This window comes from Rhodococcus sp. MEB064 (genome assembly GCF_000834565.1).
Taxonomy (GTDB): Bacteria; Actinomycetota; Actinomycetes; order Mycobacteriales; family Mycobacteriaceae; genus Rhodococcoides.
Genome location: NZ_JXQS01000008.1, coordinates 221,149 through 244,079 on the forward strand (window position 1 = coordinate 221,149; position 22,931 = coordinate 244,079).

General features: G+C 69.3%; 14 protein-coding genes. 11 read left to right on the forward strand and 3 right to left on the reverse strand.

The genetic code is table 11. The features are described 5' to 3' along the window. Nucleotides 1–76: 76 nt before the first annotated feature. From RU01_RS04315 to RU01_RS04350, 8 genes are all read left to right on the forward strand, one after another. Nucleotides 77–1,357, forward strand: coding sequence for an MFS transporter (locus RU01_RS04315; protein WP_042573252.1), 1,281 nt, complete (start codon nucleotides 77–79; stop codon nucleotides 1,355–1,357). A gap of 151 nt (nucleotides 1,358–1,508) precedes the next feature. Then, entirely contained in the window at nucleotides 1,509–2,963 is a 1,455-nt protein-coding gene (locus RU01_RS04320; protein WP_042573389.1) for a nitrate/nitrite transporter, read from the forward strand. Further along, nucleotides 2,960–5,119: a molybdopterin oxidoreductase family protein gene (locus RU01_RS04325; protein ID WP_042573253.1), complete on the forward strand. Its 2,160-nt coding sequence runs from the start codon at nucleotides 2,960–2,962 to the stop codon at nucleotides 5,117–5,119. Before RU01_RS04320 ends, RU01_RS04325 begins: the two co-directional genes overlap by 4 nt. Then, nucleotides 5,116–6,642 carry an FAD-dependent oxidoreductase gene (locus RU01_RS04330; RefSeq protein WP_042573254.1) on the forward strand — a complete coding sequence of 509 codons (1,527 nt, stop codon included), beginning with the start codon at nucleotides 5,116–5,118 and terminating at the stop codon, nucleotides 6,640–6,642. Before RU01_RS04325 ends, RU01_RS04330 begins: the two co-directional genes overlap by 4 nt. Beyond that, complete coding sequence (gene nirB / locus RU01_RS04335) at nucleotides 6,639–9,146, forward strand: nitrite reductase large subunit NirB (RefSeq protein WP_042573255.1); 2,508 nt, start codon at nucleotides 6,639–6,641, stop codon at nucleotides 9,144–9,146. Before RU01_RS04330 ends, nirB begins: the two co-directional genes overlap by 4 nt. A gap of 79 nt (nucleotides 9,147–9,225) precedes the next feature. After that, nucleotides 9,226–9,672, forward strand: coding sequence for a nitrite reductase small subunit NirD (gene nirD / locus RU01_RS04340; protein WP_082042872.1), 447 nt, complete (start codon nucleotides 9,226–9,228; stop codon nucleotides 9,670–9,672). Further along, nucleotides 9,669–10,847 (forward strand): uroporphyrinogen-III synthase, encoded by a 1,179-nt coding sequence (locus RU01_RS04345; protein WP_442970441.1) that lies wholly within the window; start codon nucleotides 9,669–9,671, stop codon nucleotides 10,845–10,847. Before nirD ends, RU01_RS04345 begins: the two co-directional genes overlap by 4 nt. Continuing rightward, nucleotides 10,844–11,575: a sirohydrochlorin chelatase gene (locus RU01_RS04350; RefSeq protein ID WP_042573256.1), complete on the forward strand. Its 732-nt coding sequence runs from the start codon at nucleotides 10,844–10,846 to the stop codon at nucleotides 11,573–11,575. The genes RU01_RS04345 and RU01_RS04350 overlap by 4 nt, the downstream gene beginning before the upstream one ends. Here RU01_RS04350 and RU01_RS04355 read toward each other — a convergent pair. Beyond that, nucleotides 11,517–13,301: an NTP transferase domain-containing protein gene (locus RU01_RS04355; protein ID WP_082042873.1), complete on the reverse strand. Its 1,785-nt coding sequence runs from the start codon at nucleotides 13,299–13,301 to the stop codon at nucleotides 11,517–11,519. The genes RU01_RS04350 and RU01_RS04355 overlap by 59 nt on opposite strands. A 198-nt stretch (nucleotides 13,302–13,499) precedes the next feature. On the opposite strand from RU01_RS04355, the gene yczR reads away from it, so the two are divergent. Then, nucleotides 13,500–14,978, forward strand: coding sequence for an aminotransferase-like domain-containing protein (gene yczR, locus RU01_RS04360; protein WP_082042874.1), 1,479 nt, complete (start codon nucleotides 13,500–13,502; stop codon nucleotides 14,976–14,978). Here the strand turns inward: yczR and RU01_RS04365 are convergent. Further along, on the reverse strand, nucleotides 14,958–15,296 hold the full coding sequence (locus tag RU01_RS04365) for an MGMT family protein (protein WP_042573258.1): 339 nt from the start codon (nucleotides 15,294–15,296) through the stop codon (nucleotides 14,958–14,960). The two genes, yczR and RU01_RS04365, sit on opposite strands and share 21 nt — an antisense overlap. Beyond that, the gene (locus tag RU01_RS04370) at nucleotides 15,293–16,111 is read right to left on the reverse strand and encodes an alpha/beta fold hydrolase (protein ID WP_042573259.1); all 819 of its coding nucleotides are present in this window, start codon (nucleotides 16,109–16,111) and stop codon (nucleotides 15,293–15,295) included. The genes RU01_RS04365 and RU01_RS04370 overlap by 4 nt, the downstream gene beginning before the upstream one ends. A 67-nt stretch (nucleotides 16,112–16,178) precedes the next feature. On the opposite strand from RU01_RS04370, the gene RU01_RS04375 reads away from it, so the two are divergent. Both RU01_RS04375 and RU01_RS04380 read left to right on the forward strand, forming a co-directional pair. Further along, the gene (locus RU01_RS04375; RefSeq protein ID WP_042573260.1) at nucleotides 16,179–19,556 is read left to right on the forward strand and encodes an ATP-dependent helicase; all 3,378 of its coding nucleotides are present in this window, start codon (nucleotides 16,179–16,181) and stop codon (nucleotides 19,554–19,556) included. Then, entirely contained in the window at nucleotides 19,487–22,924 is a 3,438-nt protein-coding gene (locus RU01_RS04380) for an ATP-dependent helicase (RefSeq protein ID WP_082042875.1), read from the forward strand. The genes RU01_RS04375 and RU01_RS04380 overlap by 70 nt, the downstream gene beginning before the upstream one ends. Nucleotides 22,925–22,931: the final 7 nt, after the last annotated feature.

Consider the following 22,931-nt stretch of genomic DNA (forward strand, 5'->3'; position numbering starts at 1 on the left):
CTGTGGGGGACGGTCGTGACCGGTCCCATGGTAGAGCCTTTGCCACGGGTAGTCGGATCATCCTATGATTTCCCGCATGACAACTGCCGCGCCGACCACCGCCGTGTCCCGGACGCGGTCCACCCTGCAGGGGCGGCTCCTGGTGTTCGCCGCGATCATCCTGTCCGCGTTCACCCTCCGCGCCGCGGTCACGTCCGTCTCGCCGCTGTTCCCGCGCATCGGCGACGATCTCGGCTTCGGTGCCGGCGCGATCGGCGTCCTGGGCATGCTGCCGACCCTGATGTTCGCCGTCTTCGGCGTGGCGACCCCTGTCGTCACCTCGCGCCTGGGGCTCGAGCGGACTGCGCTCGCCGCGGCGGCCCTGACAGCGATCGGCATCTTCGCGCGCTCCTTCGCGCCGGGGTACGGGTCGCTCCTTCTGCTCTCCGCGGTCGCCCTCGCCGGCATGGGTGTCGGCAATGTGGTGATTCCTCCGCTGGTCAAGCGATACTTCTCGGATCGCCTGGCCATGATGAGCACGGTCTACATCTGCCTCCTGCAGTTGGGCACGATCGTTCCGACCCTCACCGCCGTTCCGGTGGCCGATGCTCTGGGGTGGCGCTGGTCGCTCGCGATGTGGGGTCTGGCGGCCGTGGCGGCGGTCGTGCCGTGGACGGCGGTCGTGCTGACGCGGCGGACGAGCACCGCGCGGGCGGCAGCGGCAGCTCCGACCGAGACGTCGGCCGGCCCGGAGCCGGCCACACCCGAACCTGCCCTGCCCGTGGCGGCATCGATCCCCGTCTGGAAGACATCGCTGGGCTGGGGGATGGCGGGAATGTTCGCCATGACCTCGATGGTCACGTACTCGATGCTGACCTGGCTGCCGTCGCTGCTCGTCGAGGCGGGAATCGGGGAGGGTGCCGCAGGTGCGTCGCTCGGCGTCTTCGCGGCCGTCGGGCTGACGGGGTCGCTGATCGCACCGTCGCTGACGAGCAGGATGATCGATCCGTACCCCATCGTCATCGGGTGCGCGGTGCTCTACATCGCCGGTTTCGCCGGCCTGCTGTGGTCGCCGTCGAGCGGAACGGTGCTGTGGGTCATCCTGCTCGGCGCAGGACCCATCACCTTCCCGATGTCGCTGACCCTCATCAATCTGAGGACACGTACGGCTGCCGGATCCGCGTCGTTGTCGGGCTTCACGCAGGGCGCCGGCTACATCATCGCGTGCGCCGGTCCCATTCTCTTCGGTGTGCTGCACGAGCTTTCGGGCGGTTGGGAGTGGTCCTTCGCCTTCCTCAGCGGTGGTGTCGTCGTGCTCCTCGTCGCGGCCAGGGCGGCGTGCCGACCGCGCATGCTCGAGGACGTCGTCGCCGCGTGACCCCGGCCGGGTAGCTCCCGCGGCCCTCACCACCGGCGAAACACTGCCGTGAGGTCAAGTTCACGCACGGGTCACGCCGTGCAGCGCCGCCGCAACATGGTTTTCCTATCTTTGGGCTTCCCCACAGATCAGGAGGCCACTCGTGACCAGCTTGTCGGACACCGGCGCTGCCGCGGCGCCCACCGGTACCGCCCCAGAGGTTCGTCGGCACCACATCTCGAACTGGGACGCCGAGGACGTCGAGGCCTGGGAGGCCGGCGGCAAGCAGATCGCCAAGCGCAATCTCCTCTGGTCCGTCGTCGCCGAGCATGTCGGCTTCTCGATCTGGTCCATCTGGTCGGTCATGGTCCTCTTCATGCCGATGGCCCAGTACGGGATCGACCCTGCGGGCAAGTTCTTCCTCGTGGCCGTCCCCACCCTGGTGGGCGCGATCCTGCGCATCCCGTACACCTTCGCCACGGCCAAGTTCGGCGGACGCAACTGGACCATCTTCAGCGCCCTGGTGCTGCTGATCCCGACGGTGCTGACCCTGTACTTCATGATGAACCCGGCCTCGTACACGACGTACCTGATCGTGGCGGCGTTCGCGGGACTGGGCGGAGGCAACTTCGCGTCGTCGATGACGAACATCAATGCGTTCTACCCGCAGCGTGAGAAGGGCTGGGCCCTCGGCCTGAACGCGGGCGGCGGCAACATCGGCGTCCCTGTCATCCAGTTGATCGGCCTGCTCGTCATCGCCACGGTCGGCAACACCGCACCCGAGATCGTCTGCGCCGTCTACCTCGTCTTCATCGCACTGGCAGCGGTGGGTGCCGCGCTGTACATGGACAACCTCGACAACCAGAAAACCAACGGGCGCTCCATGATCGACGTCCTCCGCTTCTCGGACTCGTGGTGGATCGCCTTCCTCTACATCGGTACGTTCGGGTCGTTCATCGGTTACAGCTTCGCGTTCGGACAGATCCTGCAGATCAACTTCCTGGCCGGCCTCGCCGACGGGGGAGCGGTAACCCCGGCGATGCAGGCGCAGGCGTCGCTGCACGCCGCGCAGATCGCCTTCATCGGACCGTTGCTCGGATCCCTCTCGCGGCCCATCGGCGGCAAGTTCGCCGACCGTGTCGGCGGTGGGCGGATCACGATGTACACCTTCGTCGCCATGATCTTCTCCGCCGGAATCCTGGTGGCCACGTCGATGTCCGACGACTCGACGGCGGGAGCCGCGACCGGCTCGATGATGATCTTCTACGTCATCGGCTTCATCCTGCTGTTCGTCCTGTCGGGCCTGGGCAACGGATCCGTCTACAAGATGATCCCGGCGATCTTCGCGGCGAAGTCCACCGAACTGGTCGGCATGTCGAGCGACGAGCAGGCTGCCTGGTCGCGCCGTATGTCCGGCGCGCTCATCGGCATCGCCGGCGCCATCGGCGCACTCGGCGGCGTAGCCATCAACCTGGTTCTCCGCGCGTCGTACTCCGGCACGGCCAAGTCCGCCACGTCCGCGTTCTGGGTCTTCCTGATCTTCTACGTCCTCTGCGCAGCGGCCACCTGGGCCGTCTACCTCCGCAAGAGCTCGACGTCCGAGGCAGCGAGCGTGATCACCGTATGACCGTCGCTGCATCCGTTCCGTCGTCCGTCACGGGCACGACCGCTCACGCAGGAACGGCGACCCACTGCCCGTACTGCGGACTGCAGTGCGCGATGACCGTCACCGGCTCGGATGCAGCGGAGGCGGGCATCGAAGCCCGACAGTTTCCCACCAACAAGGGCGGTCTGTGCCAGAAGGGGTGGACCGCCGCCGAGGTACTCCGTGTTCCCGGACGCCTCACCACACCGCTCGTGCGGCAGGACGGTGAGTTGGTCCCGACGACCTGGGACCGCGCGCTCGACCTGATCGCCGACACGGTGCGGCGCATCCGACGCGACCACGGCGCCGATGCCGTCGGCATCTTCGGCGCCGGGGGACTGACCAACGAGAAGTCCTACATGCTCGGCAAATTCGCCCGTGTCGCTCTCGGAACGTCGAACATCGACTACAACGGCCGGTTCTGCATGTCCTCGGCAGCGGCGGCCGGCAACAAGTCCTTCGGACTCGACCGAGGCCTTCCGTTCCCGCTCGCCGACATCGGATCCGCGCGTGCCGTCCTGGTACTGGGTGGCAACGTCGCCGAGACGATGCCGCCGTTCGTGCAACACCTGCGGACAGCCGCCGACGCCGGTGGGCTGATCGTCGCCGATCCCCGGCGCACCGCCACCGTGGACCGGGCACTGTCCGCAGGGGGCGTGCATCTTCAGCTCGCTCCCGGAACGGATCTCGCGCTGGCGCTGGGTCTGATCCATCTCGCAGTGGTCGAAGGGTATGCCGACCGGGACTACATCGACTCTCGCACCGAGGGTTTCGACGAGTTCTGGACCGCGGCGGCCGCATGGTGGCCGGAGCGTACCGAGCGCGTCACGGGCGTGCCGGTCGGCCGACTTCGCGAGACCGTCCGGCTGCTGGCCGCCTCGCGCGACAACGGCACCGGCGCGTACATCCTCACTGCGCGAGGCGCCGAGCAGCACGCATCGGGAACGGACACCGTCTCCGCGGTCATCGGTCTCGCACTCACGCTCGGCCTGTGCGGTCGGCGCGGCACCGGGTACGGATGCATCACCGGTCAGGGCAACGGGCAGGGCGGCCGCGAGCACGGACAGAAGGCCGACCAACTTCCCGGATACCGCAAGATCTCCGATCCCGCTGCACGGCACCACATCGCGTCGGTGTGGGGAATCGACGAGTCCGAGCTCCCCGGCGCCGGGCTGAGCGCCTACGAGCTGCTCGACGCGCTCGGACGACCGGGTGGACCACGGGCGCTGATGGTCCACGGCTCGAACATCGCCGTGTCCGCGCCGCGCGCCGGCCACATCGTGGACCGACTCGCATCGCTCGAGATGCTCGTCGTCACCGACTTCGTCCTGTCCGAGACCGCGAGGATGGCCGACGTCGTTCTTCCCACGCTGCAGTGGGCGGAGGAAGAAGGCACCATGACGTCGCTCGAGGGGCGGATCCTGCGGCGTCGCAAAGCCATGGACGCGCCCGAGGGAGCTCGCGGTGAACTCGACATCCTCGCCGATCTGGCGGAACGGCTGGGCCAGCCGCCGGAACGCTTCCCCCGCGACCCGCGCGTCGTGTTCGACGAGTTGCGGCTGGCGTCGGAGGGCGGTCTCGCCGACTACTCCGGAGTGACCTACGACCGCCTCGACGCAGGGGAGGCCTTGCACTGGCCCGTGACGTCGGTCTCGCACCGGGGCACCCCGAGGCTGTTCCTCGACCGCTTCGAGACACCCTCCGGCCGAGCACGATTCGTCACGGTCGACCACATCGGACCGGCAGAACCCACCGATGCCGAGTATCCCTTGCTGGCCACCACCGGACGGGTGCTGACTCACTACCAATCGGGGGCTCAGACGCGCCGGGTGCCGTCCTTGTCCGACGCGGCCGGACCGATGTTCGTCCAGGTCCATCCCGACACCGCGATGCGAGCGGGCCTCGGCGCGGGCGACGACGCCGACGTGGTCTCCCGACGCGGAACGGTGATCGCGCGCGTCGTCTGTGACGCGTCGATGCGTCTGGACACGGTGTTCCTGCCGTTCCACTTCGCCGACGAGGCCCGCGCCAACCTCGTCACCAACCCGGCTCTCGATCCGACCAGCCGGATGCCCGAGTTCAAGGTCTGCGCCGTACGACTCGCACCGGTCTCGACGCGGACGGGGACACCCGCATGAGCGAGATCCACCGCGTGGTCGTCGTCGGGAACGGACTGGCCGGTGCTCGGCTGCAGGAGGAGATCCACCGACGTGACCCGACGGCGGAGCGGGTACGCGTAGTGGTCTACGGCGACGAGAAACATGCTGCCTACAACCGGATCCTGCTCTCCAACGTCGTCGCCGGCCATCTGACCCCGGGGGATACCCGGATCAAACCGGAGAACTGGTGCGAGCGGAACGGTCTGGAGACGCACATCGGTGTCGCGGTCACGTCCGTGGACCCTGCGACGCGGACGCTCACCCGTTCCGACGGGGGCGCCGACACGTACGACACCTTGGTGCTCGCCACCGGCTCGCGGTCGTTTCTGCCTCCGGCACCGGGCATGACGGACGAGAACGGCGCCCCCTCCGACGGCATCGTCGCCTTCCGCACACTCGCCGACTGCGACACCATCACCGCCGGTACGGGGCCGGGGTCGCGCGTCGTCGTGATCGGCGCCGGATTGCTCGGCATCGAAGCGGCTCGCGGAGCGCTGATGCGCGGTTCCCACGTCACCATCGTCCATCCGCGCAGCTACCCGATGGAGAAGCAGATGGACGCCGGAGGCGGAGCCGTCCTGACTCGCGTGCTCCGCGAACTCGGCATGGACGTCGCACTGAATGCGCGCGCGGAGTCCGTTCGGACCGCACCCGACGGGACTCGTGAACTGGTGCTGTCGGACGGCAGCGCGCTCCCCGCCGATCTCGTGGTCGTCGCCGCCGGTATCCGTCCGAACGTCGAGTTGGCCCGGACCGCAGGACTTCTCGTCGACCGAGCCGTCGTCGTCGACGACGACCTGCGCACCTCGGACCCGCATATCCGCGCCATCGGAGAATGCGCCCAGCATCGCGGCGAGGTGTACGGACTCGTCCAGCCCGCATGGGAGATGGCCGGTGTCGTCGCCGACCAGCTGTGCGGCACGGGCGCGAACACCACGTACGACGGCACAGCTCAGATCACGCGGCTCAAAGCCCACGACGTCGACCTGGCGTCGATGGGCGAGATCGACATCGACCCGAACGACCTCGAGTCCGAGGTGCTCGTGATGAGCGACCCGACGCGAGGCCGATACGCCAAGGTCGTCGTCCGCAAGGACAGGCTGGTCGGAGCCGTGATGCTCGGCAACCCCGAGGTGGTCGGCACCCTCAGCCAGTACTTCGACGGTGGCTCGCTCGTGCCGGTCGACCGGATGACGCTCCTGCTGGGGCATCTCGTCGGCGGCCCGACCGAGAGCGCGAACCCGTCGACGATGCCGGACAGCGCGGTGATCTGTCGCTGCAACACCGTCACCAAGAAGCAGCTGGTCGGCGCCTGGCGGGGCGGCGCGCACACCCCCGAGGCGATGGCCGACAAGACCAGGGCCACCACGGGCTGCGGCAGCTGCGTCGGCGTCGTCGACGGGCTGTGCGAGTGGCTCCACCGTGCTGATCCGCCCGACACCCCAGCCCCGCAGGACATCCACCGCGACACCGTTACCGCTACCTCGAGGAGATCGTCATGACCGACCCCACCCGCACAGCAGTCGTCGTGGGACACGGCATGGTCGGCCACCGGTTCGTCGAAGCGCTGCGCGCCCGCGACAGCGCCGGCGAGTGGTCGATCACGGTGCTGTGCGAAGAAGCGCTTCCCGCGTACGACCGAGTCGGACTGTCGTCCTATGTCGGAGCCTGGGACCACAAGGAACTGGCGCTGGCGGGCAACGACTACGTCGGCGACCCTGCGGTCACCCTCCGCACGGGAGTGCGGGCCGCCGAGATCGACCGCGCGTCGAAGACCGTCACCACCGCCGACGGTGAGGCCGTCCCGTACGACGCCCTGATCATGGCCACCGGGTCCTACCCTTTCGTGCCGCCGATTCCCGGCCACGACCTGGACAGATGCTTCGTCTACCGGACCATCGAGGACCTCGATCGCATTCGCGCCTGCGCGGATGTCGCAGGTCCCGGCGCGGTCGGCGTGGTCGTCGGCGGTGGGCTCCTCGGTCTGGAAGCCGCCAACGCGCTGAAGCAGATGGGCATGACACCACACGTCGTCGAGTTCGCCCCCCGACTCATGCCGTTGCAGGTCGACGAGGGCGGCGGCGCGTTGCTGAAGCGTCTCGTGACCGAGCTCGGGGTCACGGTGCACGCCGGTGTCGGCACCTCTGCCATCGCCGACAACGGCCGCGGAATCGATGTGACGCTCGCCGACGGAACCGTCATCGACGCGTCGCTGCTGGTGTTCTCCGCCGGCGTCCGGCCGCAGGACGCGCTGGCCCGCACCAGCGGCCTGCCTGTCGGTGAACGCGGCGGCATCCTGACCGATATCGGCTGCCGCACCGAAGACCCGGACATCTACGCCATCGGCGAGTGCGCCGCCGTCGAAGGCCGGTGCTACGGACTGGTGGCCCCCGGCTACTCGACGGCCGAGGTGGTCGCCGACCGCCTCGTCGGCGGGACCGCCGAATTCCCCGGCGCCGACCTGTCGACCAAGCTCAAGCTGCTCGGTGTCGACGTCGCCAGCTTCGGCGACGCGCTCGGCGCCACCGAGGGCGCGCTCGAGGTCGTGCTGAACGATGCCGCGAAAGGCACCTACGCCAAGCTGGTGCTGTCCGACGACGCGAGGACCCTCCTCGGCGGCATCCTGATCGGAGACGCCTCCGCGTACGCCACCCTCCGCCCGCTCGTGGGCCGCGAACTGCCCGGCGATCCGGCTGCCCTGATCTCCCCGACAGGCGAGAAGCTCGGCGCCGGAGCACTTCCCGACGATGCCGAGGTGTGCTCGTGCAACGCGGTCGACAAGGGCACGATCTGCTCGGCCATCGCTGCCGGTGCCTGCGACATCGCGTCGGTGAAATCCTGCACCAATGCCGGAACCACCTGTGGCGGGTGCCTTCCCACCATCAAGCAGTTGCTGGCGGCGTCCGGCGTCGTCATGTCGAAAGCGCTGTGTGAGCACTTCTCCCAGTCGCGGAGCGAGCTGTTCGAGATCGTGGCCGCCACCGGGATCCGGACCTTCTCCGGTCTCGTCGCAGCCCACGGACGCGGGGCCGGCTGCGATATCTGCAAGCCCGTCGTCGCCTCGATCCTGGCATCCACGTCCTCCGACCACATCCTCGACGGCGAGCAGGTCGCGCTCCAGGACACCAACGATCACTTCCTCGCGAACATCCAGAAGAACGGCACCTACTCCGTCGTCCCCCGCATGCCGGGTGGTGAGTGCACACCGGAGCAACTCATCGTCATCGGTGAGGTGGCTCGCGACTTCGGGCTGTACACCAAGGTGACGGGCGGCCAGCGTATCGACATGTTCGGCGCCCGCGTCGAGCAGCTCCCCGCCATCTGGAAGCGACTCGTCGATGCCGGCATGGAGTCGGGCCAGGCATACGGGAAGTCGCTGCGCACGGTGAAGAGCTGCGTCGGCTCCACCTGGTGCCGTTACGGCGTCCAGGACTCGGTGGGCATGGCCGTCGATCTGGAGAAGCGGTACCGCGGTCTGCGGTCGCCGCACAAGATCAAGTTCGGGGTGTCGGGCTGTGCGCGCGAATGTGCGGAGGCGCGTGGCAAGGACGTCGGCATCATCGCCACCGAGAGTGGATGGAACCTCTACGTCGGAGGCAACGGCGGGCAGTCACCGAAGCACGCGCAGCTTCTCGCGTCCGGTCTCGACGACACGACGCTGGTGCAGTACATCGACCGCTATCTGATGTTCTACGTGCGCACTGCCGACCGTCTGCAGCGCACCGCGCCGTGGGTCGAGAGCCTCGACGGCGGTCTCGATCACCTGCGCGCCGTGGTGTGCGAGGACAGCCTGGGGATCGCGGCCGATCTCGAGGCGGCGATGGCTGCTCACGTCGAGGGTTACCAGGACGAATGGAAGGGCGTGCTCGAGGACGAGGCGAAGCTGGCGCGCTTCGTGTCCTTCGTCAACGCGCCCGACGAGGCGGATCCGACCGTGGCGTTCGACGAGTCCGGCCAGCGCAAGGTCCCCGTTCTGATGGGAATGCCGTCGATCCCGGTGGGGTGACAGCGCCGGACCGGCCGGAAATACGCACGTAACGGACGAGTAACACCAGACCCGTACAACTGTCCGCAGGGAGGACACCATGACTGTCATCGACTCGGCACCACGGCACACGCACGATGTACGACACGACCTCGCCGACGGCGAGTGGGTCACCGCCACCCGTCTGTCCGCGTTGACTCCGGGCCGCGGTGTGGCGGTCCTGTTGCCCGGCGGAGAGCAGGTGGCGTTGTTCCGTACGAGCGACGATGCACTGTTCGCAGTGAGCAACATCGACCCCTTCGCGCACGCTGCCGTCATCTCTCGCGGGCTCGTCGGGGACCGTGCGGGCGAGCCGACGGTGGCATCGCCGTTGCTCAAGCAGGTATTCTCGCTGGTGACCGGCACATGCCTGGACGACGAGACCACGTCGCTCGCGACGTACGACGTCATGGTGGCCGATGATCTGATCGCCGTGTCGGCGAATCCGCGTTCCACCTCGCGCGGACCCGGTGCACTGGACAGTGGAACGGAGACGACATCGCCGTGATCGAACAGCCGACCTCGTCGGATGTCCCACTGGCAGGTTTCACGGTGGGCATCACGGCTGCGCGCCGTGCCGACGAACTGGCCACGTTGCTGACCCGCCGCGGGGCCACCGTCGTGCACGCGCCCGCCATCAGGATCATCCCGCTGTCCGACGACGCGGAACTCGGTCGCAGGACGCGGGAGATCGTCGACTCTCCGCCGGACATCACGGTCGCCACGACGGGGATCGGCTTCCGGGGGTGGATGGAAGCCGCCGACGGCTGGGGCAACGCCGAGGCGTTGTCGTCGGCGCTCGAGCGCACGCGCATCCTTGCCCGCGGTCCCAAGGCGAAGGGTGCCATCCGCGCTGCCGGTCTCCGCGAAGAGTGGTCTCCGGAGTCGGAATCGTCGGCAGAGGTACTCGACCATCTTCTCGCCGAGGGTGTGGACGGGGTTCGTATCGCCGTCCAGCTGCACGGCGCGACGACCGAGTGGGAACCGGTTCCGGATTTCTGCGAGGTGCTCCGCGACGCGGGCGCCACGGTGATTCCCGTCCCCGTCTACCGGTGGGTCCAGCCGGACGATCCGGCGCCGATGGACCGCATGATCGAGGCCGTTCTGTGCGGTGATCTGGACGCGGTCACGTTCACCAGTGCACCCGCGGTGGCCTCGATGCTGATGCGCGCCAAGGAGAACGGTGTCCTCGAGCCGATGCTGCAGTCGTTCCGCGACCGCGTCCTGGCCGTGTGCGTCGGACCGGTGACCTCGGCTCCACTCGACGTCCTGAACGTCCCCACGACGGCTCCGGCGCGCTCGCGGGTCGGAGCGCTCGCACGGCATGTCGCCGACGAACTTCCTCGCCGCGCCGGCATCGTCCATGCCGGCGGGCACCAGTTGCGTGTCCTCGGTGCCTGCGTCGTGGTCGACGGTGTTCCGAAGGCCCTGTCGCCGGCGGGCATGGCGTTGCTGAAGACGCTCGCACGTCGTCCCGGCAATGTCGTCTCACGGGAAGACCTGCTGGCCGCGCTGCCCGGGGGCGGTGGGGACACTCATGCCGTCGAAACCGCGATGGCCAGGCTCCGATCGTCGCTCGGCGCGCCCAAGGCGATCCAGACGGTCGTCAAGCGGGGATACCGGTTGGCCGTCGAAGCCGGTGCCGACGAACTGGTGACTGCCGGGTCGGGAGCGATGTCGTGACCGATCCCCGCCTTCTGCTGGTGGCGCACGGCACGCGCAACCCCGCCGGTGTCGAGGTGATCGCTGCACTGGCCGACGCCGTCGCGCCGTTCGTCGGTCCGGTCCGCGTGGCCTTCGTCGACGTCCTCGGCCCGACACCCTCCGAGGTGTTGCGCGATCTCGACGATCCTGTCGTCGTGGTTCCCGCATTCCTGGCGTCGGGCTACCACGTGCACTCCGATGTCCCGCGTGAGATCAGCGAGAGCGGGCACGGCGACGTCCACGTGACGCGCGCGCTCGGCCCCGACACGGGTCTGGCACATGTGCTGCGCGCTCGACTCGTCGACGTCGGCTGGCAGCCCGGAGACCGCGTGGTCTTCGCGGCAGCGGGATCGTCCGACGTTCGCGCGTTGGACGATGTCCATACCGCCGCAGCTCAACTCGCCGATGTCACGTCGTCCGAGGTCACGGTCGCGTACGTGGCCACCGGGGAACCCCGAGCGGCCGATGTCGTTGCCTCGCTGCGGGAATCGGGTGAGGGCAAGGTCTTCGTCGCGTCGTACCTCCTGGCGCCGGGGCTCTTCCACACGCGATTGCTGGCTGTCGGTGCGGACGGCGTGACCGACCCCTTGGGAATTGCCGACGGCGTGGTCGATCTGATCGTGCAGCGGTACCGAGCAGGTGTCGACGCTATCTCTGCGGGAGCGACACGATCTCGACCCGGTCGCCCGGACTCCACTCCGGAGTGATCACGGCCAGACCGTCCCTGCCGATCAGCGCGGCCAGGTGCGCGGTGCGCACCGAGTCCTGGCACGCCCAGGTGCCGCGCCCGAGGTAGGTGGCCGGGAGGACGCGGGTCACGGTTGCCGGTGTCACGTCCGCAGCGAGCTCCGCCGTCACCGGCTGCGGTGCAGGCCGTCCGGTCAGCGCGCAGGCCAGCGCCGGTCCGAGAAGGCAGACGGTGCTCACAGCGGCGTAGGGATTGCCGGGCACGCCGACGACGATCCGATCGTCGGGCAGCACACTGACCGATGCCGACCCTCCCGGACGGCACGCCAATCCGTCGACGATTCTGCGCCCGCGTGCTCGAACGAGGGCGCCGGACAGGCGATCTGCGGCGCCCCCACCCGTCGCTCCGATGACGACCACTACGTCGGGCGGGGGTGATCCCGTTCCCGCGACCGCGTCGTCGAAGGCGGCCGCGGTGTCCTCGCAGTGCACGACCTCGGTCACCGAGAACCCGCACCAGCGGAGATAGATCGGCATGACGGGGCCGATGGTGTCGCGGATGCGCCCGACGACGGGATGCGGATCGTCGCCGATCTCGTCGCCGGTGAGCACCAGGCGCACCGTCGGCGCCGGCCGCACCGACACATGAGCTACTCCCGCGGACAGAGCTGCCGACAGTACGGCGGGAGACACCGTGGTGCCCACGGATGCCAGTGCGGTGCCGACATCCCAGTCCTCCGCGATCCGGCGGGCGTCGTCGCGCACCGGTGCGTCGTCACGGCGATGGAGAAAGCCGGCGGTGTCGGTCCGCGCGAACTCGTCCCGAAGGACCGACGCGCCGACGGGAACTGCTGCGCCGGTGGCTATCCGGACCGCATGTCCCGCTGCGAGGGCGACGGTCGCGGTGTCTCCCGCCACGACGACGGCGTCGTCGAGGCGCCACGGCCCGTCTCCGGTCACCGCGTAGCCGTCCATCGCCGATGTCACGAACGCGGGGAATGGTTCGGCCGCGATCATCGGTGCGGCGAGCGTTCCGCCGAGGCTGTCGGCCGGCGGGACCGTACGCGGAGGCAGCGGGCGAACCCGCCGATCCAGCAGGAAGCGAGCTCGTGCAACGGTGGGCCGCACCGACGCTCCGCGTGCGTCCGCCAACTCGTCCGGCGTATCCACGTCGTCGATGCCGGCGAGGTGCATCGTCGTCACCGCGTCGGGGAGTACGCGGCGAAGTGACGGACCGCGGCCGTCTCCGGGAGGGCTCGACCTCAGGGCGGTTGCGACGCCACGTTCGAGAGCGCCGCGTCGCCAGGCGCCGACCAGGTACTGCACGCGGTCCGACGAGTCCACACCGAACACGGCGTCGAGGGAGAAGTCCTGCTCGAGCGCGTGAACGAGTTCCCGGAGTTCTCTTCCGCTCACGTAGGGGAGATCCGCCGACAGAACCAGGACGATATCGGTGCTGTCGCTCGTATCGGCCTGTGCGGCAGTGAGTCCCGCACCGATCGCGGACACCGGCCCACCGAACGGCGGGTCCTCACGCGCATGCAGCACGGATGGTCGTCCACGGGGAGAGGCCGCGTCCGACGGGCCGACGACGACCACGGTGTCGCAGAACGAGGCTGCCTCGACGACACGATCGACCAACGACATGCCGTCCACCACTGCCGACGGTTTGTCCGTCCCCTGCATGCGAGAACTGCGTCCCCCGGCCAGGATCAGCGCCTCCATTCGCACAGCGCGCCCCGACATTCTTTCACTCTAGCGACTGCGAGGGGGACCGGACGACGCGCAGCGGCCACCGCCGACGACGGCTGCCGCGCCGAAGCCGAGGCTGAGAAGGGACACGGTCGCGAGCACTCCAATGATGATCATGGACGTAGTGTGGCCGCCGTTTCGGGCCGATGGAGCAGTCCACTCGATGCCAGTGGACTGTGCAATAGTGGATGGATGACGACTCCCTCCCGTCTCCGCGACAGCGTTTCCGCGCGAGCGCTCGCATCGGCCATCGACATGAGCGCCGTGGTCGCCGTCTCCACGTCGATGTACCTCGGCCTGGCGCAGGAACTGCACCGACTCGTCGAGGAGGGGATGGTGCCGTCCGATGCACGTCTGCCGTCGGAGCGGGTGCTCGCCTCCGTGCTCGGCATATCCCGTGTCACGGTCGCGTCGGCCTACCGCGAACTGCGCGAGCACGGGGTGGCCGTGTCGGTCCACGGCGCCGGAACCTTCGTCGTCCCCCGCAGTGACTCCCAGCCGTGGGGCGGAATCCTGCGAGGAACGCAGCCGGGAGTCCTCGAATTCGTCAACGCGGCGCCGCCGGCCTCGGATCTGCTGGCACCGGCCTACGAGGCTGCCGCCCGCGCGCTGGGAACGTTCGCGGTGCACGTGGGATACGTACCCGCAGGGGTGGGCCGTCTGCGAGAGGCCGTCGCGCGACGATATACCCGGCGCGGACTGCCGACGACCGCCGAGCAGATCCTGATCACCGCCGGCGCCAGCGACGCGCTGCACGTCGTGCTCGAGACGTTCGTCGAGCCGGGCAACCGGGTGCTGACGGAACATCCCACCTATCCGGGGGTGATCGAAATGGTGCGGTCACGGGGTGGCAAGTGTGTTCCCGTGCCGATCGACCCGGCCGATCCCGACAGTTTCGTCGAGGCGGCCGACAAGCTTGCCCGACAACATGATCCCGTTCTCGCGTATCTCATGCCGGATTACTCGAACCCGTCCGGATCGGTGATGCCGCAGGACGCTCGACGCCGACTCGCCGCGACGCTGCACCGCCACGGCGTCGTGACGCTGGTCGACGAGGTCTCGGTCGATCTGAACCTCGACGGCGACGACGACATCGAGCCGTTCGGAACACCGCTGCCGGACCGCGCGTGCATCACGGTCGGCTCCATGTCCAAGACCGTGTGGGGAGGGCTGCGGGTCGGATGGCTCCGAGCCGATCCCGCACACCTGTCCCGGTTGGCGGCCACCTACGCCAGACGTCAACTGTCGGTGTCGATGATGGACCAGTACACGGCGATCGAGCTGATGGGGGAGCACGATGCCGTCGTGGCGCATCGTCGCGAGCAACTACGACGCAGCCGGGACGCGGCGATGGCGGCCGTGACTCGATCGCTTCCCGGATGGACCTTCCATCGACCTCGCGGCGGGTTGTCGCTGTGGTGCACGTTGCCGGAGGGGCTGCGGTCGACAGATCTGGTCGAGTCCGCACGCGGACGAGGATTGTTGCTGGCACCCGGATCCCGCTTCGGGACCGGTTACGCCTTCGACGAGAACCAACGAATCCCGTTCTCCCGCAGTCCCGGTGAGATAGACGACGCTGTCGCCGTCCTCGCGGAACTGGTCGGCCACGGCCGCGATACCGGACCGCGTGAGAGCGTGCCGTCGCACGCCCTACCCGAGGCCGTCGTCTAGCAGGTCGGCCTGCGCCGGCGGGTCCGGTCTGTGACGCACGGATGCCAACGGCACACGTCCGTCCACAGCGGACACACCGTCGTCGGCCAATGCCGCGAGCTGTCGAGTAGCCAGGTGTGGCGCCGGTCGACCGTCGGCCCGGATGACCCGGTACCACGGGAGGTCCGACGAGTCGGTCCGCATGATCCACGCGACGATGCGAGGGCTCGGCAGGCCGACGGCCTGCGCGATGTCGCCGTAGGTGCTCACACGACCGACGGGGATGGCGGCGACGACACCGCGCACCGCTTCGACCTGTTCGTCCGTGATGCGGCTCATGGACGCGAGGAATCGGCGATCGTGCGGAGCATCTTCTCGACCAGCGCGGCCGATTCCGGCCCCTTCGCCTGCGGAACCATGTGGTCGCAGTCGAAGTCCAGGAGCTCGGCGGACGTCGACGACGCGGTGAGGGCGTCGCGGAACTCCTGCGACGCATACGGCGGATCGACCCTCGATGCCCGCACCACGACCACCGGGATGTCGGGAGGCGGCAGGACGAACGGCCTGGCCAACTCGCCCCAGGACGCCACGATCGCCGCCGTCGACGTCCGCCACCGCACCCGCCCGTTCCCGGCGTCGACGAGATGCACTGCCAGTTCCTCCTCCACCAGGGCCGGGTCCACGTCGGACCAGGCGCCGTGGATCTTCTCCGACCGGGCTTCGTCCTCGTCCGTGTAGTCGTCGTACATCACCGTCGACTCCGCCACCTCGAGCATCGTGCGGGCGGGCAGACCGATTGCCGGATCGAGCAGGACCAGTCCGGCGACCAGCGTCGGCTCCGCGCGCGCCAGGTGGATCGCCAAGGCCGCGCCGTAGGAATGGCCCACGACGACGGCGGGGCCGTCGGTGTTCCGTCGCACCACGGACGCGAGCCGCTCGACCTGTCGTTCGATCGACCACGGGGGAGTCCAGTCGGCGTGGCCGTGTCCGATCAGGTCGGGGGCGACGATGCGGGCATGCGGGAGGTGTTCGCTCCACGGTCTCCATCGCCGTCCGTGTCCGGTCATGCCGTGGACGGCCAGCACGACCGGACCGTCGGACGGCCCGAACACGTGGACGTCGGTGGTCGGATCGTCGGGCTCGGTGGTGGTCATCAGGCCTCCGGTCGGTGGTCGTGGCGGGGTCGGGCCGGGTGTCGTAGGTCCATGATGCAATGCGCTCATGGACAAGGTCGGGACGGACAGGGCGGTGACGTCCGCTACGGCCGGTGGCGGTATACGGCTGGTGCGGCGGTCGTCGCACCGTGAGGCGCCCCGCCGGTGGCCCGAGGACTGTGCGCCGTTGTTCGGGGCGGGAGACGGTAGGCCGTGGCAGGTTCTCGGTGGTCCCGGAACCGGCAAGACTTCTCTGATCGCCGATGTCGCGGTGGCGCGTATGACGGCGGCGGGTAGTGATCCCGAGTCCGTGCTGGTGCTGACGCATTCGCGGCAGGCCGCGGTGGACATGCGGGAGCAGATCACCGCAGGTCTCCTGGGGGCGGACTCCGCACCGCGCGCGACCCGCGAGCCGTTGGTCCGGACCGTGCATTCCTACGCGTTCGCGGTGCTCCGGTTGCAGGCGTCCGGATACGGCAATCCGCCGCCTCGGCTGCTCACCAACGCCGATCAGGACTCGGTCATCCGCGAGATGCTGCGCGGCGAGGTCGAGGACGGCGCGTCTCGGTGGCCCGAACGTGTGCGGCCGGCCCTGGGTCTGGTCGGGTTCGCGTCCGAGTTGCGCGACCTGATCCTGCGCGCCGCCGAGCGGGGGCTCGGCCCCGAGGACCTGGTGGCCTGGGGACGCAAGCATGCACGCCCGGAGTGGGTCGCGGCCGGCAAGTTCGCCGCCCAGTACGAGCAGGCGATGCTCCTGCGCGGCTCCGTCGGCGTGGAGACGCCGGAGGCCACGTCGCCGGGCCTCGACGCTGCGGAACTGGTCGGCGCGGCGCTCACCGCGTTCGCGACCGATCCGGATCTGTTGGTGCGTGAACGCACTCGCATCCGGCACGTGTTGGTCGACGATGCCCAGCACCTCGATCCCCAGGCGGCACAGCTGATCCGGCTGTTGGCCGCGGGCGCGTCGTCGACCGTCGTCGCGGGTGACCCCGATCAGGCGGTGTTCTCGTTCCGCGGTGCGGACGCGCGGTTTCTGGCAGACCTGGACGACCGGATGGGAGCTCGGCGGATCATTCTGTCGCACAACCATCGCGCGTCGGCTGCCGTCGGCTCGGTCGCCGGTGCTGTCGCCTCGATGCTTCCGGGACGCGTCGGTCATCGAGTCGCGGGGGCGTATCGGGACGAACCGCAGGGGGACGGCACGGACAGCGACGTCGTGACACGAGCGGTGCCACCTGTTCGAGTCGTGGTGGCGTCGTCGACGGCGAAGGAAGCCGTCGCTATCGCGGACACGTTCCGCCGCGCCCATCTCGCGGACGGCGTGGCCTGGTCGGACATGGCCGTGGTCGTCCGATCGGTTCCCCGCTCGCTGCCACCGCTCCGCCGAGCCCTGCACGCGGCGGGCGTCCCCGTCGTGTCGTCCGCGACGGCGCTGCCTCTTCATCGCCAGCGCGGCGCCGCAGCGTTGCTGCTGGTGATGCGCGCTGTCGCCGCGTCGCGCTGTGCTCCGGAGAGGTCACAGACCGTGTTCTCCGAGGATGCGGCGCTCGCATTGGTGGAAGGTCCCATCGGCGCTGCGGATCCGCTGGCGGTCCGTCGGCTGCGCCGCGGTCTCCGACGAGGCGACGTCGGCGAGGGTGGCGATCGGGATTCGTCGACACTGCTGCGCGCCGCCGTGATCGGTGACTCCGTCGACGAGATCGTCGGTCGGCTCTCCGATGTCGAGAGTGCCCCGCTCCGACGGGTGCGGGCGGTCGTCTCCGCCACCGCGGCGGCCGTCGGCGCGTCGGGTCGGCGCGTCGAGGAGGCTCTGTGGGCGGGATGGCGCGCAACGACATTGGAACGTCGGTGGGTTGCCTCGTCGGCGCGTGGTGGACCGCTGGGAGTCCAGGCGGACCGCGACCTGGACAGCGTCGTCGCGCTGTTCGACGCGGCGGCGTCGTACGTGGATTCGCTTCCGCGCGGAACCCTGGAGGGGTTCGTCGACCATGTGACGGACCAGGAGATACCTGTCGGAGACGGGCGTCGGGAGGCGGTGACCCCGGACGCCGTGCGGGTGATCAGCGCACACGCGGCCGTCGGTCGTCAATGGGATGTCGTGGCAGTGGCCGGTGTCCAGGAAGGGCTCTGGCCCGCCCTGCGGCCACGTGGATCGCTCCTCGGAGTCGAGGCTCTGGTCGATCTCGCGGCAGGGATCTCGGACGGTGGGCGTGACCTGGAGGACCGGGTCTCCCGAACCGCGCCGCTGCTCGCGGAGGAGCGGCGTCTGTTCCTCGTGGCGTGCAGTCGGGCCCGGTCGTCCCTCCTGGTCACCGCGGTGGATTCGGTGACGGGCGGTTCCGACGCCGTGCGCTCTCGCTTCGTGGACGACATGCTGGCATCGGGTCTCGCGCGTCACTCCGTGGGTGACCCGTCGTCGGACGAGGTGCCTGCGGAGACACCGCAAGGCCGTGTCCTCGCGCTGCCCGCACTGGTGGCCGAGCTGCGATCCGTGGTGTGTGATCGGGGTGTCGCCGAGGCGGATCCGGCCAGGCACGCCAGGGCGGCGAGCCACCTCGCGCGACTGGCACGGGAAGGAGTGCGGGGAGCACACCCGGACGAGTGGTACGGGGTGTCCGGTATCAGCACCGACGAGGCGTTGTGGGATCCGGAGGACGGGCCCGTGTCGCTGTCACCGTCGACGGTCGAAGTGCTGACGGCATGCCCCCTGCGGTGGGCGCTCGAACGCAGTGGCGGTACCGACGGTGACACCGTGCATGCCGTCACCGGAACCTTGGTGCACACGTTGGTGCAGGCCGTTGCCGGTCGCGTGCCTCCCGACGAGGTGCGACGCGAGCTCGAGAAGGCTTGGGTGGCAGTCGATCTGGGGTCGTCCTGGTTCTCCCGCAAGGAATTGGCGCGTACGGCCACGATGATCGACACGTTCCAGGAATGGATGAGTCGATCTCGCGGGGAGCTGACCGCCGTCGGAGTCGAGGTGCCGGTCGACGGCATCCTCCCGCCCCGGACGCCGGACGAGCCGCCAGTCCATCTGCGCGGCCGCATCGATCGGCTCGAACGCGATCCCGACGGCCGAGCTGTCGTGATCGACGTGAAGACGGGGAAGAATCCCGCCTCCGCCGCGGCGACCGCGGACCACGCGCAGCTGGCCACATATCAGATCGCGCTGGCCGCGGGTGCGGTCGAGGGCGAACCGGCGGGCGATCCCGGTGGTGGCCGTCTGGTGTACGTCGCGAAGGGGCATCGCAGCACCGGAGCCACGCAGCGGACGCAGCCGCCGTTGTCGGGCGAGACGCTCGAGCAGTGGCGTGACGTGGTGGTCGACGCTGCTCGCGCGACCCGTGGGCCGGTCTTCGAGGCTCGCGTGAACGACGGATGTCGGCACTGCCCGATAGCGTCGTCGTGTCCGGCTCAGGACAAGGGACGGCAGGTCACGGAGGGGTGAGTACGACGACGATCGACGATGCCGACGGGGCTCGTGTCAGCCCGGCGGAGCTGGCGTTCGCGCTGGGTCAGAATCGGCCGACGGACGAGCAGTCGAGCATCATCGCCGCTCCTCGCGGTCCACTGCTCGTGGTGGCCGGCGCGGGTGCCGGCAAGACGGAGACGATGGCTGCGCGGGTGGTCTGGATGGTCGCCAACGGCCTGGTCCGTCCGGAGGAGGTGCTGGGGCTGACCTTCACGCGCAAGGCTGCGCAGCAACTGACGTCCCGGATCAGGCAGCGGCTCGCGAGACTCGCGGGATCGGATCTGATCCGTCGGCTGGATCCCTCGGGAGAGCTTCGCCGCACCGTCGCCTCGGGCGAGCCCGAGGTGAGCACCTACCACTCGTACGCGGGCAGACTTCTCGACCGCCACGGGATGGTTCTGCCGCTGGAACCGTCCACCACTCTGGTCTCCGAGACGGAACTGTGGCAGTTGGCGCATCGCGTCGTCGCCGGCTGGGACGGTGACATCCCGCTCGACCGGACTCCGGCGTCGATCACCGAATCCGTCCTGGCTCTGTCCGGGCAACTGGCGGAGCATCTGGTCGAGCCGTCCGACCTCCTCGAAGCACACACCGAGTTCGAGAAGCTCGTCCACCATCTTCCGCCCGGTCCCGGGCAGAAACAGGGGGGACCGAAGAAGGAACTGCTCAACGTCCTGGCCGTCCAGGAGGACCGGATAGCCCTGCTGCCGTTGGTCGTTCGCCTCCACGAGGTCATGACGCGAGACGGTCTCCTCGACTTCGGCCGCCAGATGTCGCTCGCTGCGCGGGTGGCGGCGGACCATCCCGACGTCGGGCGCGACGAACGCTCTCGCTGCCGCCTCGTTCTGCTGGACGAGTACCAGGACACCGGCCACGCTCAGCGCGTCCTGCTGTCTTCGCTGTTCGGCGGCGCGAAGGATCCGTCGCTGACGGTGACGGCGGTGGGTGATCCGATGCAGTCCATCTACGGCTGGCGTGGTGCGTCCGCCGCCAATCTGCCGAGGTTCGCACACGACTTTCCTCGCACCGCACGGCGTCCGGCGGAGATCGCGCAGCTGTCCACGAGTTGGCGCAACCCGCCGGAGGCGCTGGCACTCGCCAACGCCGTCGCCGCCCCGCTGCGTATGCGAGGTGTCGCGGTGGACGAACTACGCGCGCGGCCGGGCGCCGGCGCGGGCGATGTCCGCCTGGCGCTCACGGAGACGATCGACGACGAGCGGCACTGGATCACCGAGACGATCGTCGAGCAGTATCGCCTCGCACGAGACTCCGGCGTCACACCGCCGACCACCGCGGTGTTGGTGCGGCGCAACGCAGACTCCGGACCGATGGCGGAGATGTTGCGGCGAGCGGGACTGCCCGTCGAGGTCGTCGGACTCGGGGGGTTGCTGCGCACTCCGGAGGTCTCCGACCTCGTCGCGATGTTGCGGCTGGTCAGTGACCCGCTGGCCGGCAGCGCGGCCATGCGCATCCTCACCGGTTCGAGGTGGCAGTTGGGTGCAGCGGATCTGCGCGCGTTGTGGCGACGGGCCCGTGAGATCGCCGCGCATACCGGACGCGGCCGCACCGGTGCCGTCACGGACGCCGACGAACTCGGGCGCGCTCTCGAGGACGGAATGCCCGGTGAGCGTTCCGAGCAGTCGGGCCTCGTGGACGCCATCGCGGATCCGGGCGACGCGTCGCGGTACTCGACGGCCGGCTTCTCTCGCATCTCGGCACTCGGAGGCGAGCTCCATGCGCTGAGAGCCCGCCTGGGCCAACCACTCCCGGACCTCGTGGCCGACGTCGAGCGCGTACTGGGCATCGGAGTCGAAGCGGGGGCGCGGCGGCGGTCCGGTGATGCGGGTGGTCGTGAACACCTCGATGCGTTCGCCGACGTGGTGGCCGAGTACAGCGATCAGCAGACGGCCACTCTCACCGGCCTCCTGACTTTCCTGTCGGCCGCGGACACCGTCGAGGACGGGCTCGCTCCCGGCGAGGTGGACGTCGACCCTCATCGCGTGCAGGTGCTCACGGTCCATGCCGCGAAGGGGCTCGAGTGGGAGATCGTCGCGGTCCCGCACGTCGCGGAGACCGTGTTCCCCTCGACCCGAGCATCCGCGTCGTGGTTGGGATCGGTCGCCGAGCTGCCGCCGTCGCTGCGCGGGGATCGGGCGATCCCGGGCGACGACACCGGGGGAGTCCCCGTGCTCGACCTCGGTGACGTGACCCATCGAGGCGACATCGACACCGCGATCACCGACCACAAGGCGGCTCTCGCACGCCGACGTCTCGAGGAGGACCGCAGGCTCTTCTACGTCGCTCTCACCCGGACCGAGCGCGTGCTCCTGGTGTCGGCGCATCACTGGACACCCGGCGCGTCCTCGCCCAAGGGGCCGTCGGACTTCTTCATGGAGTTGCACGCGACCGTTGCCGGGGACGCCGTCGGTCGGATCGACGAGTGGCAGCCCGCGCCGGAGGACAGCGCCGAGAACCCCTATGCAGCAGTGCGATCGGTGTCACTGTGGCCGGCCGATCCACTCGGCGCACGCCGAGCCGATGTGGATGCCGGGGTCCGCGCCGTCCGCGACGCGTTGGCGGACGATGCCGCCGGGCGGACGCGTGTCAAGGCGCAGGACGAGTCGGCGACTTCCGACGATCCGGACGGATGGGCGCACGATCTGGAATTGTTGCTCGCGGAGCGGTCGGCGGTGACCCGTCCGGGTACGGACGTGGTCGTTCCGAGCACGATGTCGGTCAGCCAGGTGGTGAACTTGGTGGCGGACCCCGATGCCCTCGCGTCCACGCTCCGTCGTCCCGTCCCGTACCCGCCCAATCCGTTGGCCCGGCGCGGTACGGCTTTCCACGCGTGGGTCGAGCGCCGTTTCGGCGCCACCCGCCTGCTGGACCTGGACGAGCTACCCGGTGCCGCAGACGGGGCATCGACCGCCGACGCCGATCTCGAGGAACTCCAGCGGGCGTTCGACGCGTCGCCCTGGGCGCTGCGGAGCCCGATCGAGGTGGAGGTGCCCTTCGAGACGTCCGTGGGTGGAGTGGTGCTTCGCGGGCGCATGGACGCCGTGTTCGCCGATTCCGACGGCGGATGGACGGTGGTGGACTGGAAGACGGGCGCTCAACCCACCCCGGCCGAGGAGGCTGCGGTGTCGATCCAGCTCGCGGCGTACCGCCTGGCCTGGGCGGAACTGATGTCCGCGACACGCGGGGATCCGGTTCCGCTCGAGCAGGTTCGCGCCGCGTTCCACTACGTCCGTTCCGGCGTCACGGTCGCACCGTCAGACCTCGCCGATGCGGAACAGCTCTCGCTGCTGATCTCGAGTGCCGGCCACGATGCCTCGGCGCCGTGACAGCAGC